Annotated in this window: 8 protein-coding genes; 2 read left to right on the top strand and 6 right to left on the bottom strand. The window is 37.8% G+C overall.

The window, feature by feature from the left end; all coding sequences use genetic code 11:
- Window positions 1–122: 122 nt before the first annotated feature.
- From ABIB40_RS12650 to ABIB40_RS12625, 6 genes are all read right to left on the bottom strand, one after another.
- Complete coding sequence (locus ABIB40_RS12650; RefSeq protein ID WP_354359593.1) at window positions 123–785, bottom strand: DedA family protein; 663 nt, start codon at window positions 783–785, stop codon at window positions 123–125.
- A 6-nt stretch (window positions 786–791) separates the two neighbouring features.
- Window positions 792–1688 (bottom strand): DUF4249 family protein, encoded by an 897-nt coding sequence (locus tag ABIB40_RS12645; protein ID WP_354359591.1) that lies wholly within the window; start codon window positions 1686–1688, stop codon window positions 792–794.
- Window positions 1689–1690: 2 nt separating this feature from the next.
- Entirely contained in the window at window positions 1691–4000 is a 2310-nt protein-coding gene (locus ABIB40_RS12640) for a TonB-dependent receptor (protein WP_354359590.1), read from the bottom strand.
- A gap of 234 nt (window positions 4001–4234) precedes the next feature.
- Window positions 4235–5239 carry a YncE family protein gene (locus tag ABIB40_RS12635; protein WP_354359588.1) on the bottom strand — a complete coding sequence of 335 codons (1005 nt, stop codon included), beginning with the start codon at window positions 5237–5239 and terminating at the stop codon, window positions 4235–4237.
- 98 nt (window positions 5240–5337) lie between these two features.
- The gene (locus ABIB40_RS12630; RefSeq protein WP_354359586.1) at window positions 5338–6564 is read right to left on the bottom strand and encodes a right-handed parallel beta-helix repeat-containing protein; all 1227 of its coding nucleotides are present in this window, start codon (window positions 6562–6564) and stop codon (window positions 5338–5340) included.
- A gap of 16 nt (window positions 6565–6580) precedes the next feature.
- Window positions 6581–9313, bottom strand: a complete 2733-nt coding sequence (locus tag ABIB40_RS12625) for a TonB-dependent receptor (RefSeq protein WP_354359584.1) — start codon at window positions 9311–9313, stop codon at window positions 6581–6583.
- Between the two features lie 470 nt (window positions 9314–9783).
- Between ABIB40_RS12625 and ABIB40_RS12620 the strand changes: the two genes are divergently transcribed.
- Together ABIB40_RS12620 and ABIB40_RS12615 are read left to right on the top strand one after the other, a co-directional pair.
- Entirely contained in the window at window positions 9784–12783 is a 3000-nt protein-coding gene (locus ABIB40_RS12620) for a SusC/RagA family TonB-linked outer membrane protein (protein ID WP_354359582.1), read from the top strand.
- A gap of 20 nt (window positions 12784–12803) precedes the next feature.
- Window positions 12804–14393 carry a RagB/SusD family nutrient uptake outer membrane protein gene (locus ABIB40_RS12615; RefSeq protein ID WP_354359580.1) on the top strand — a complete coding sequence of 530 codons (1590 nt, stop codon included), beginning with the start codon at window positions 12804–12806 and terminating at the stop codon, window positions 14391–14393.
- Window positions 14394–14438: the final 45 nt, after the last annotated feature.

Genomic DNA, 14438 nt, shown 5'->3' with positions numbered 1-14438 from the left:
CTTGTTTTCCATCCAGATAATGAAGCTTAATTATCATAATGAAACAGATGTGTTTTAAATCTACCTTGTAGTTTTTTCCTATGTTCTAAGTCTACTATGACGCAACAAATGGATTTTTCAGACTAACGTTTTATAACCTTATAAATAACCGGAGAAGTAGTAACAAGAACAAAAACAATCACAATTACTCCCAAATGGTTTTTAATGTCAAAAGAATAATGATTCAGGAAAAAAAGGTACAGGTAATGACCGGCAAATAGCATAACTGAGGCCCAAGCTATCATTCCTAGAAAACTGAAAATAAAGAAATTCTTCTTTTCCATTTTAACGATACCTGCAACAATTGGGGTAAATGTTCTAACGATGGGTAAAAAACGAGCGATTAGAATGGCTGCTTTTCCATGCTTTTCGTAAAACTGCTGAGCTTTGAAAAGGTGCTTTTTCTTAAAAAAGAAAGTATCTTTTTTCTTGTACAATAGTTTGCCGCTTTTTAGGCCGAACCAATAGCTGGCTAGATTACCTAAAGTGCCCGCAATGGTCAGTAAAAAGATAAAAAAAATGAGGTTTAGCAAAATGTGATTGCTACTGAAAATGGAGATGTCTTTTAATAAGGAGTGACTGTAAATTCCCGAAATAAAAATCAGGCTGTCGCCGGGTAAGAAAAAGCCAACAAAAAGACCAGTCTCCGCAAAAATGATAAACAGCACAAGCCATAATCCGCCATGAGCGATGTAAAACTCGGGATTAAAAAAATCTTGAAAATGTATTATAAGAAGTTGATCCATAATATGCTATTCGGGATAAACAAATTTTACTTTCGAGCTGTTTTTCTTTGCAGCAAAAAATCCAACCGCCGTATTTCCAAATTGCCCAGGTTGTAAGAATACTGGCTCTACAAATGGATTAAATTGCGCCAGTTTTTGGCGGTCTAATTGAGCGAAAAAATCATAAGCACTTTTGTCAAAACTCTGAATGTAAATGTCGCCCGTTGTTCCTTTTTTATGTGAATATGCAGGTTCGATTACAATTTTAATTTGCTTGTCTTCATTGCCAATATCGTTAAAAACAGCTCTTCCCATCTCACTAACTCTTATGCTGTCATTTCCTAAACAGGTACTCACTATCGGTGCTTCGGCCTTTTTGGTGGTGGTATCTGCAGAACGTTTCATTTCGTAGCGGTAAAAATTGGTTTGGTTGCTCACATCTTCAAAATAGACAATTACGCCCTCATGTTCGCCATAAATATCGCTGTAGTTGGCCACGTAAGAAACACTATCTATTAGTGGAGCTGATAAGTTTGTAGTTGCATTTGCGGTGTATGTTTTTCCTCCAGAAAGTATATTTAGTTGATAACTTTGGTTTGCCTGTATTTTCTGCTGACCTTTATAAAAATAATTGTATTGGCAATCTATCTTGTCAAAAAGGCTGTCTAAAGTTAACAAATCTGCACTGTTTCCACCAATGATCTTAATTTGTGCGTTTCTTACTATCAGTTGGTTCTTTTTAATGTCTTTGCCAAAATAGGGTACAGTTTTATTAAAATAAAGAATAGGTACAGAATCTGGTTCTATAAAGCATTGAATACTTACTTTGTCGTTGTACAAGAGCGGTTTTACCGTAATGGTTTTTTGACAGGCCAAGATAAACCCAATTGATATAACTGCCAACAAAAGTGCTGTGTTTTTCATAATTAAAATTTAAAATTAAAGCTTACGCTAGGAACAATAGGAAGTAAGGAAATTTGTTTTGCTCGTGGCCTTTTTGTGGCCGGATCTGTTTCCAAATAAACGAAATAAGGGTTAGCTCTGCTGTAAACATTATAAAACCCAAATACCCATTCTCGTTCGTAAGGAAATCTTCCAAATAATTTGCACTTCTTTTTGTTTGAGGCACTAACATCCAGTCTGTTATACGCACTTAATCTACTGTTGTTTCTATTTGTATAATCGTAATAATAATTATCGTACAAAGAACCATCTCCATAAACAATAACCTTACCGGCAGGCAAAGTATAGGGCTTTCCTGTAGAATAGACAAAATCAGCCGATAAGGTCCAATTTTTTGTTAAATCGTAGCTAGCTGCGAGCGATAAATTGTGCGTGCGATCAAAAGATGCGGGGAAACTATTGCCAAAATTAATATCAGGAAATTGTTGGGTAGATTTAGATAAGGTGTAGCTCGCCCAACCTGTCAATCTACCGAAATTTTTCTTGGCAAAAAATTCGATACCATAAGATTTTCCTTTACCAAAAGTAATTACATTATCTAGGTTTGTATTTAATAAAATTTGCGTTCCTTCTTTAAATAAAACTTGGTTTTTCATGGTCTTATAATAAACCTCCACGCTTGTTTCTATTTCATTCTGTTTAAAGTTTTTAAACAAGCCGATGGATACTTGATTGCTTTTTTGAGGCTGGATAATCTTACTACTTGTTAACCAAATATCTGCGGGTAATGAAGCTGTGCTGCTCGGAACCAAATGTACAAATTGATTCATTTGAGTGTAAGAAGCTTTTATAGAAGTTGAATTATCTAAAGAAAAACGGGTAGTTATGCGAGGTTCTACAAACACATATTGGCCTCCACTTCCGTTAAAAAATGGAATTCTGATTCCATAATTAACTGAGAATTTATCAGAAAGTTGATAATCATCATTTACGTAAAATGCTGCTTCATTAGAATATCTCTTTGTTAAACTATCGGGATTGATGGCTATTCTGTTATTTTTTTTCGGAATTTTAGCCGAGATAGCGCCGGGATATAATGTATGATACGTGTACGCCAATCCAAATTTAATGTTGTGGTTAGTGTTTGGTATGGCGGTAAAATCTGTTTTTGCAATAATGTCTTTAACGCCCGTATATAAAACTTGGTAATAGTTGTTTTGCGATGTGCCAAGCTGCAGATGATAGTCGTTATAGATAAGCGATGTGTTAGAAAATATTTTGTTTCCGTATAAATGATTCCAACGTAATGTGCCGGTGGTGTTTCCAAAATTTATTCCATAATTTAAGCTGTTGGCTGCGGTGTATGCGGCATTATCGTTCCCTCTAAAAACGCTCAAAAATAAATGATCTTTAATCCCCAGTTCGTAATTTACCTTCGCATTGACATCATAAAACCGATAGGAAGTTGATTTAGAGACAAGCTTTAAAAAAGCGCCGACATAACTTCGTCTTGCAGAAATAATGAACGAAGATTTGTCTTTTTTTATTGGCCCTTGTAAAGTAAGATTGCCAGAGATAAGTCCAAGTCCTCCTTCCGCTTGGAAATGTTCTCTGTTTCCTTCTTTCATCTTTATATCCAAAATAGAACTTAATCGCCCACCGTATTGGGATGGAAACCCACCTTTTATCAACTTTACACTATTTACTGCGTTTATGTTAAAGGTGCTAAAAAGTCCAAACAAATGGCTGGGATTATACACCGTAGCTTCATCCATCTGAATTAGATTTTGATCTGAATTGCCACCTCTTACATAAAAGCCGGTAGTTCCTTCTTGTCCGCTTTGTACACCTGGCAACAGTTGGATGGTTTTTAAAATATCATGTTCGCCAAGAAGCACAGGCAATTCTTTTATGGATCTAATCGGGACGTCGATTACGCCCATTTGAGTTTTTTGTATGTTATCTGCATTTCTGTTGGAGTTTACAACCACTTCATTTAGAATATTTGCCTCTGGCTGTAAAAAAACATTTAGTTGGATACTTTTGCCACCAAAAAATTTCTTGACTACAGGAGCATAGCCATTGAAAGAAAATATTACGGTGGAGGTGTCGGCGTTTGGCAGCGTAAGTGTAAAATAACCGTATTGATTGGTTGGAGAACCCTTTTTTGACTTTGAAATAATGACAGATGCACCTATCAGCGCTTCCTTTGAACTTGCATCTCTAACGTATCCGCTAATGGTAGTTTTTTGGGCGAAGACCAGTATTGGCGATAAAACTGTAAAAATTAATAAACATAGTGGTAGGAGTTTTTCTCTAATCAGTAATAACATGTTAAGGGTTTTTGTTTCCGACTTACCATGAAGACAAAACCAAACCGAAATAGTCCTATAACAACGGCCTAATTCGTTTTAGATTTTTGGATTAAACATCAAAGATGCTCCTTTGAAATCGTTTTTTTGAGGAATTATTAAATCGATGGTTTCGTTGACGAAATTCATCTGCAAACGAAAAAACCTAAGGATTATCCATAGGCTTTTCTTGACAATAAACAAAGAGTTTTAGCTCTATTTTGATTTATACACCAATAATTTAAAAGAGTTTGGAAGTGTTTTTCTTGTTCCTTTTTCGAAACTTGCAACACTGAAATAGATTTTATGTGTTAACGGATCTAAAGCCATTGTCTTGGCCCTATATTGTGTGTTTAGCGTTTGGAATAATTTGTATTTATCTGGGCTTTCTTGTTTAAATATAGTTGCAGTGCCATCCCCGTTTGAAACAAAGACTAATTTGTTTATTGCATCATATTCCACTGCATCTACCCCTGCACCGATAGGCAAAGTCTGGAGAACCTTTCCTGTAGAAATATCTACAATACTTAATCCCTTATTTTCTCTGCAAGCGGTAATCAATCTATTGTTTTTAAGGTCTAAGGCCATTCCCGTTGGGCCGCCACAAGGCGCCAAGTCATAGTTTTCGATTACCTTTAAAGTTTTAGCGTTTATAACATCTAAATGGCTCTTGTCTTCTAGGTTATTGTAAATTAATCCTTTGCCATCTGCAACCGCAAACTCTGGTGCGCCACCCAAATCAACCGTACCCGTTTGGGTTAAGGTTTGAGGATCAACCACAGACGCATTATTGCTATCGCCACAAAAAGCAAATATTTTTTTAGAAAAAGAATCGTACATAATCGCATCAGGACCTTTTCCACTAATGGGAATAGATTTAATGATTTTTAGTGTTTTGGTATCAAAAGCAATAATGGCGTTTGCTCTTCCATCACTAATAAAACCTAGGTTTAAATGATTCACAATCGCAATTCCATGTACGCCTGCCATTCCGCTAATGGTGCCAATTAATTTTTCTGTCTTTAGGTCTATAGCATGTACCATGGTGCCGTGCGACACGTACAAGGTTCGTGTGGGTTCGTTAAGATAAAGGTAATCATAGCCGCCATCTCCGGGCAGCGAAATGGTTTTGTCTAATGTAAATTGGCCTTGCGCTTTCGCGGATGTGCCAGTGGCAGCTAAAGAAACGACTAAAGCGAGGATGGAAAAAATCTTTTTCATGTAATTTGATATTGGATTAAATAGTTATTTGGTACTCTAATTTTTGAGGTTGTATTGTATGCGTTAATGTGTCTTTAGGAAATGTCATTAACTATTTTTTAATATAAATGTTCATTTCCTCTGCCGTCTAAGGTGTATGCGCCTATATCTTTACTACCTAAACCATTTCTAAAATTTGGATTACCACTTCCAAAGCATGGAGAGCCGTCTTTCAAACTAAAATCATACGTATTCGGAAATCCATTTGGTGCTGCAACTGTGCCATCAAATTTAATAAATAAAGGGTTTAAATCTCCAACAGCTTTAGAAATTAAATCGGTTTTTTGAGGGATTCCCACTCCAGATGCTGGATAAAATCCAGCGCGGATGTTTATTTTTTGTGTTGGATCGCCAAGGTCGGCAAACTGATCTACAGTGGCATAAAAAAGATTATTTCCATAAGTTGTATGAGGGATATCTCCATCGGCAAACAATTCTACCCCATGAAAGCAATTTACTATAATGTTGTTGTAGATATGGCCGATAGCGTTTATGCCGACTGAAACGGCTCTTCCTGGCTCTGCAGCGCCGCGCCTCCAACCCATGGAAACAAAGGTATTGTTGTAAACATCTACTTCTGTTTGTGGAAAAGGTACAGTTTTGCTCGTCTCTAACTTTACACCAGACCCGGCCTGACTGAATATAACATTGTAAGCTACCTGCCCTGTTACGCCAGCCTTCAAGTTCATACCTTCCCCATCAGTGCTTCCAGACGAGCTAATTGTGTTTCTTAAAATAGTTACCTTCGCCCCGTTAAAAATTGCAAACATATCATCTTGTCCGTTTGTAAACCAAGAGTCTTCAACATCTACTTTAATTGGTGCCTGTATTTTTAAAGTGGCGCGTGCGCTTCCACTGGCATCAGGTCCGCCGGTGTTTTCCACATGTGTCCATTTAATTGTTACAGCTTGGGCGGTATCACATTGAAAGCCGCCCCAGGTTCCTGGCTTATTTACATCAGAGTTAAAAGAAATGGGCTGATCTTTAGAACCAACCAAATTTAAAACACCTTGTACCGTTACTTGTGCATTATTTTTGACGATGATGTTTGCTCCTGGTTGCGCATTTAATGTGTCGCCTTTCTTAATAGTTAAATCGCTTGTAATGTAATACGTTTGGTTTGCTTGCAAAGTTCCCTTAACAAATCCACCTATGTCTCCTGGTTGTAATGGGCTAGAGGTTGGAATTTCGATTTTGGTGAAGGTTGTAACCTCTTCTTTTTTGCAAGAATAAGTGGTTAGAATAACTATCGTACCAACCAATATAAATAGGTGTTTTAATTTCATGATTTTGATTTTTAGCTTATAATGAATAACGTAAACCCAGGTTAAAACTCACATTGTATATCTCTTTAGACTGCGTTAAACCACCAATCTTGATGGTTGTAGGTGTATTTAAAATGTTGTTTACTTTGGCAGCAAGAGTTAGATGTTCGTATATTTTCTTTTCTCCCGATAGAGACAAGAAAGATTGTGGTTGTTGATAGTAGTCGTAACCATAATTTGGATACACACTTACCAAAGTTTTATCGGTGTAAGAATAAGCCAGTTGAACGAATGCTTTGTGTTTATCATTCTTGTATAATAAAGAAAGATTCGCCACATTTCCTGTTTGCCCTTGTAAGGGTCTGCTTTGCAATCTTTCTACAGAAGTAGTTGCGCCTGCAGCATCTGTAGAAGTAAAGATTTTAGTAGTGTTTATGTTTGAATGCGTATAGGTGTAATTGCCAGAAATTCCGATTTTACCAAAAAATCTGCTATAAACAAGTTCGACGCCGTAAACCTTGGCTGTTCCAAAATTTTGCGGACTGGTCTGTTGTTGTCCTCCCAGTAATCCATTTAAGCCAAACTCGATAGGATTGACAATATTTTTGTAGAATCCTCCGATAAGGAATTGCTCGTCTTGTTTAGGGAAAAATTCGAACCTCAAATCTAAGTTATCTGCCTCTGTATGCTTAACGAGTGGGTTACCGGTTACATCTGTTGCATCGCCAAAAGTTACCGTGGGTACCAACTCATACAATGCCGGCCGAGAAATAGATTTAAAGTAAGAGGCTCTAAGGTTTGATTTAGGAGTTAGCTCGTATTTTAATTGCAAGCTTGGCAGCAAATCTGTGTATTTTTTCTGCGCATTGCTCCTAATATCTAAAACTACCGGCTTTGTATCGTAACCCTGTTTTGTGTTTTCGATCCTCAACCCTCCAGTTGCACTAAATTTATTGGCTGTTAAAGTAAACTGGCCATAACCTGCAGAAATATCTTCGTAGGCAGTATAATTTGCTTTATCGCTCTTTAAAGAGCCTGATACGTCATACACTACAAAATCTGAACTATAAATGTCTTTAAAAGGTGTTTTTTCACCTCCATTACCTGCGAGCGGCTTTAAGGTGTATTGATTTTGTATATTGTATCGCGTGCTATGTCTGTACAATCCACCGGCTTTTAACTCTAAAGATGAATTTGTACTTAAAGTTGTCTTATAAGCAACATTACCCAAAGCAGTTACATCCCGATTTCTACTTCTATCCCAAATTCTAGATACATTATATAAGAAATCTGGAGTGGACGAAAAATCTGGATTGACCAAATGGTTGGTAGAAATTACCGCTCTATCTGGCGCATCTTGTTTTGCGTTTGAATATACACCTGCCCAATCTACTTTAAAATGTTGGCTTAAAAGATGTTCTCCGCTTAGCTTAAGGTTTTCTGCGTATTGATTATTAATTGATGAACGATTATCATTAAAAACGGCCCCAGTACCAGGACCTAAGCGTCCTCCATTACCTCCAACAATAGAAGTATCTATGCTTAACCTAGTTTGGTTTAGCTGTGTATAAAGAAAAATATTGTCTAAAGCCACTTTGTTTTTATCGTCAAACTTGTAGTCTAAGTGAGCAGAAAGACCATTATTAAGTTGTTGGGTAGAGTAGGTTCGATTTGCAATATCGGAGATAATAGGCTGAAAACCTTTCCCAGGTCTAGTATCTAATTGAGCGATATTAAACTGAGAATTGCTGCCGTAAAACTGGTTTTGATAACTATCTGAAATAATAAACCCTAATTTTTGATTTAGAACCCGCCGTCCATAGGTAAAACTCGCTAGCGAAGTAATCGGAGCGGTTTTGCTGCCGAAAGACAAGTTAGGACGAGAAAAACTACCTGGACTTGCCTTATAATCGGTACCAAATTGCTCAGAAACACTTTTTCGTTGTACTGCTCCCTGATTAAATGTGTTGTAATCTCTATTAATGAAGAGTGCGTTGTAACCAGCAGATGCACTGGCTTTAAAATATTCGTAATTTGGGGCGTCTTTAAAAACCAAATTTACTGTACCACCGATGGCGTCTCCTTCCATATCTGGCGTTAACGATTTGCTTACTTCAATTCTTTGCAAAAGATCTGATGGTACGATGCTTAATGAGATAGACCTAGATACCGGATCTGGACTGGCCACTTTAACCCCGTTTATCAAGGTATTATTGTAGCGAGGTTCTAACCCACGAATAATAGCGTAAGCCGCATCAGAGCCTGTACTCCTTTGCAGCGTTAACGCAGATACCCGTTGCAACGCATTGGCTGCATTAATGTCCGGAGACCTCGTCATGGCTTGGGCGCTAATGATGTTCTTAATGTTTAGCGCATTTTTTTCTCCCTGGCGAGATGAAAGGTCGGATTCAGCATCAACCTTGCTATAAATGGTAACGCCCCCCAATTTCTTGGAGTTATCTTCCATTGCAACATTTAGAATCGGTGAAGCATTGCTGCTCAATTCAATCTCTTTTTCGAACTCTTTATAGCCTACGTACTTTACTTTAACCTTGTATTTGCCCGGAATTAATCCCTTAAAAGAGTAATCTCCAAAGGCATCTGTAAGCGCGCCTAATTGCAGGTCGTCAAAATGTATGTACGCTCCTGCTAGCGGTTCCTTTGTCTTTGCATCATAAATTTTACCTTTTAACACAAGGGTTTGTTGGGCAAATGAAAATGAGGCGAACGACAGAAAAATTAAAATGGTAAGGTAGAATTTGTGTATCATCTTGTGGTTTTAAAGCAAAAATTCGCTTCAAATCTGTAGGAATACTGAATTTTGGAGGATAGAACCAATAGGTAAAGAAAACATAACATGATTTTAATATGCAGCGCTTTGCGTGTTGAAAATTGAGATTTTATATGCAATAACTTAACAAGACGAAGAGTTAAGGTTAACAATGAAAAGCCGTCTCTTACATAATCTTTAAATAGATAATAAAACTAACGAAGATTCTTTAATCTGCAGAATCCCTCGAGGCTCTGCCTCGGGATAAAAAGCGGGAAGTTTGAAAACGAAGAGTTTTCATGAACAAAAAATAAAATATTCTCCTCCAAGACCTCGTGGACTCTGCCCTGAGGGTTTTTCTAGAGAAATCGCAAACGTGGAGATTTCATAATTTTCGCTTATCAATTTGTTAATATTAGCTCCGTCTCTTTGTGGCAGTTCAAAAATCTATTTGACAGTTAATCTATTTTATGAAAATAAGCAATACTCCAACAAATTATGTCCATCAACATTTTAAACACTTTCTCTTCTTCTGTTTTTTAGTTCTCAGTTTTACACCTGTAGTTGTTGCGCAAACGACAAAAACTGTTAAAGGCACGGTATCTGACGAATCGAACAACTCACTTCCAGGGGTTTTGGTAAAGCAAAAGGGCAAACAAGCCGCAACCTCGACAGATGAAAATGGAAAATTCATAATAACAATTTCTGGAGATCAAGATATCCTATTATTCTCTTTTGTAGGGATGGTTACGAAAGAAATCCAGATTACAGACCAAACCAGAATAGATGTAAGACTACAACCCGATTCGAAATTATTGAACGATGTAGTGGTGATTGGATACGGGACTGCTAATAGGAAAGATTTAACGGGAGCCGTTACATCGGTAAATTCTGAGGATTTTAACAATGGCGTTTTGGTAAACCCGGCAGAGCTTTTGCAAGGGAAAGTGGCAGGACTAAATGTTACTAAAAGCGGTGACCCGAACAAGCAGCCGGCTACGATATTAAGAGGCCCATCAACACTACGAGAAGGAGCTGCCCAAGAACCGTTCTATGTAATTGATGGCGTGCCTGGCGCATCAATAGACCTATTGGCTCCGGCAGACATAGCAAGTATGGATGTTCTAAAAGACGCTTCTTCCACCGCAATTTATGGTTCGAGAGCAGCCAATGGGGTTATTATTGTAACTACCAAAAAATCCAAAGCAGGGCAATCGAGGTTGTCTTATAATGGCTATGCAGCCACAGAACAAGTATCAAATAAATACAATATGCTTTCGACGCCAGAATTGAGGCAGTATTTATTGGCCAATAAAAAGGTATTAAATCCTGTAGATGACGATGGTTCTAACACCAATTGGCAGAATTTGGTAGAACGAACTGGATTTTCACAAAACCATAACATTTCTTATGGAGGAGCAGAAAAAACCGCAGAATTTGGTGCTAGTGTAAATTACCTCGATAATCAGGGGATTCTTAAAAACACTTCTTTGAAAAGAACTATTGCAAGAGGTTATTTAAATCAGCGATTTTTTAGCGATAGGCTAAAACTTAACCTAACCATAACAAATAGCAGTTCCGCCGGATCAGATGTGTATCAACAATTTGTGCTGTCGAACATGCTGTTCTTTTTACCAACCGTAAGTCCGTTTAATGAGGATGGTACTTACAAAGAAAACTATAACAGAACCGGGAGCGGCACAAGAAACCCAATATCTATCATCGACAATAATTCCATCGGCACAAAAAACAACACTACCTTGTTAAATGGAATTGCATCCGTTGACCTTATAAGAGGGCTGAAATTTACGGCAAGCGGGTCGATGCAAAAATCGCAGAACACTTATGATACTTATCTTAACAGCCAATCGGGCTTAGCAAGGGGAGTGAATGGCCAAGCAAAAAAAACAGAATATTTGAATAAGGTGGATGTTTTTGAAGGATATTTTAATTATGACAGAATTTTTGCCGAAAAACACGATGTAAAATTACTTGCTGGCTATTCTTGGCAAGAAAACAGGGATAACGATGGTTTTGGAATAACAACACAAAATTTTTCTAACGATAACTTGTCTTCAAATAACTTATTCTTATCAAATCCCAATCTACTTTCTCAAATAGCCTTTGATAGCAACCCCATTTCGACGCTAAGGTTGATTTCATTTTATGGAAGGATTCAATACAACTATAATCAAAAATATCTTTTTCAAGCTTCCCTAAGAAATGATGGATCATCGGCCTTTGGGGTAAACAATCAGTATGGCTACTTTCCGGCAGTTTCTGCAGGTTGGCGAATTATAAGTGAAGACTTTATGCGAAACCTGCCCCTAATTAGCGACTTAAAATTAAGAGTTGGCTATGGAGTGTCGGGCAATAGCTTAGGTTTCAATGCTTTTTCTGCCTTATTGGTTTATGGAACACCCGCAGGAAACAGTAAATTTTTAAACAATGGAAACATCAGCAATGCCATTGGACCGGTTAGAAATCCTAATCCAAATTTAAAGTGGGAAAGTACGGCTACAACAAATATTGGTTTGGATTTTGGCTTGCTAAAAAATAGAATTACAGGCTCGATAGACTATTATGTTAAAAAGACTTCTGATTTGATTTACAATCAATACGAGGTTTCTACCACTCAATATTTTCTACCGACAATCACGGCCAACGTGGGCAAGATAAAAAATTCAGGGTTGGAAGTTAGCCTGAACGCCCTGGCGGTAAAAACAAAAGATTTCAGTTGGACAACGGCACCAAACATTGCGCACAACAAAAATGTGGTAGAAACATTATCAGATGATTTCTATAAGATTTCTTTTATAAACACAGCACAGCTTGGAGGTAAAGGGCAGTCTGGCAATTATAGCCAAATTGTACAACCGGGTAAAGCGTTGGGTACTTTCAATCTATGGCACTATGTTGGCAAAAATGAAAAAGGCGTAAGTACCTACCTAAATGCAAAAGGAGAAACTATTGCTACCCAACCGTTAACCACAGATCAAATGATTGCCGGAAATGCGCAGCCTTCTTTAATTTATGGTTGGAACAACAGTTTTAGATATAAAAAATGGGATTTGAACTTTTTGATCAGAGGGGTATTGGGCAATAAAATTTTAAACGCAACCAAGGCTTCCCTAAATAACCCATCGGATGCAAACCTTCAAAACATCCCGAAATTTACTCTGAACGAATCTGCCAGCGATATAAACGGCTATTTGATTTCAGATAGATTTTTAGAGAACGGCTCATACCTCAGGTTAGATAACGCAACTATCGGCTATACCCTGAATCCAAAATCCACTGCGGTAAAAAGTATAAGATTATATCTCAACGCCAATAATTTATTTGTGATAACCAACTATTCGGGCATAGATCCAGAAATTAATATTGGTGGCTTAACTCCCGGAATTGACAACTATAACTTTTATCCAAAGACAAGAACTTTCAGTTTTGGGGTAAGTGCAAACTTTTAAATTTTAAGACATTAAAAATCATGAAAAATATTCTATACATAATGTTATCGATGGCAGTAGTTACCTCTATATCCTGCCGAAAGTTAGATGTGCCGGTAGAATCCCAGTATGTTAAAGGAAATTTCCCTACCACTCAGGGAGATTATGCAGCGCTGTTTGGCACCATGTACTCTAACCTTAGTTCTCAGTTTGGCGTGCCTTATTGGAGAATGCAAGAACTATCAACAGACGAAGCTATTTTGCCGGCAAGAGATGGTAACTTTGACGATGGCGGACAATTTAGACAACTTCACTATCACACTTGGACAATCGACCACCCAAGCGTACGCGACATTTGGCAGTGGGGTTTTGGAGGAATAAATAATTGTAACCGACTCATAAATCTAACCAACGATTCGAAAGCATCGGCAGCTGATAAAGCAGCTAAAATTGCCGAAGTAAAGGCTATGAGGGCGCTCTATTATTTCTTTATGATGGATTTATATGGAAATGTGCCAATCATAGAGTCTTTCCCGGTGGTAGACCAGCCTGCAAACGTGAACCGCGATAAAGTTTTTGATTTTATCGAAGCTGAACTAAAAGCTGTACTGCCGGATCTGCCAGTAAAGAGCTCTACCAATAACGTATTATTGTATGGCCGACCAACTAAAGCAATGGCGTTTGCTTTATTAGAGAAAATGTATCTCAATTCGGAGGTTTACACCGGAAAACCAAGATACACCGATGCAGTTGTAATGGCTGACAGTATTTTAAAGGGAGACAACTACAAGCTAGACAATAATTATTATAATCTCTTCGATGTAAATAATGGCCCACAGGTTCAGGGAACTATATTTGCAATACCGTATGATCAGCAGATCCCAGGAAATCAAATGACAAGATTTGGCTTTTATGCCTATCTTGCGCCAGCCTACGGCATAAACGTTGGGTTTAGTATCGCGATGAGCACCACGCCAGAATTTTATAACCGTTTTAATTTAGCTGGCGATGTAAGAAAAAATTCATGGCTAATTGGTAAACAGTATTTGCCAAATGTTGCTGACAGAAGTCCGGATTTGACAAAGCCAATATTTTATTCGGGTACAACCAACCAGATAGAAATTCTTCCGGATCTAACGCTAAAACCAGGAAAGCCGATGGATCTTGGCAACACTCTTGCAGACCAAGCTAAAGGGATTCGCTCTATCAAATACTTTCCAGATGTCAATGCCATACAATCAACCCGTGTAAATGGCAATGACATGCCGTTATTTAGATTGGCGGATGTGATGCTAATGAAAGCAGAGGCAATTTTTAGAGGAGCGATTGCAACAACCGTAAACGGAGAGCTGCAGACTCCGATGATTCTAATAAATAAGGTTAGGGCTAGAGCAGGAGCCGAGTTGGCTACAAATGTAACCCTGAAGAGTTTATTAGATGATAGGGCACGAGAATTTAGCTGGGAAGCTTGGAGAAGGAATGATTTAATACGCTATGGCAAGTTCGAAATCGACTATCTACTGCCCAACGACGTACTTACCATGAATAAGGATGTTACCCGAAGGTTATTTCCTATTCCTGCCAATGAACTTAAGTTAAACTCAAAACTGGTGCAAAATCCAGGATATTAATTTTCATCAACAACCTCATAAAAAAGAGGTTGATTAAAGTTTTTA

This window comes from Pedobacter sp. UYP30 (genome assembly GCF_040547165.1).
Taxonomy (GTDB): Bacteria; Bacteroidota; Bacteroidia; order Sphingobacteriales; family Sphingobacteriaceae; genus Pedobacter.
Note: the sequence above shows the minus strand (reverse complement) of the source record. Positions and strands in the feature narration are given on the sequence as shown.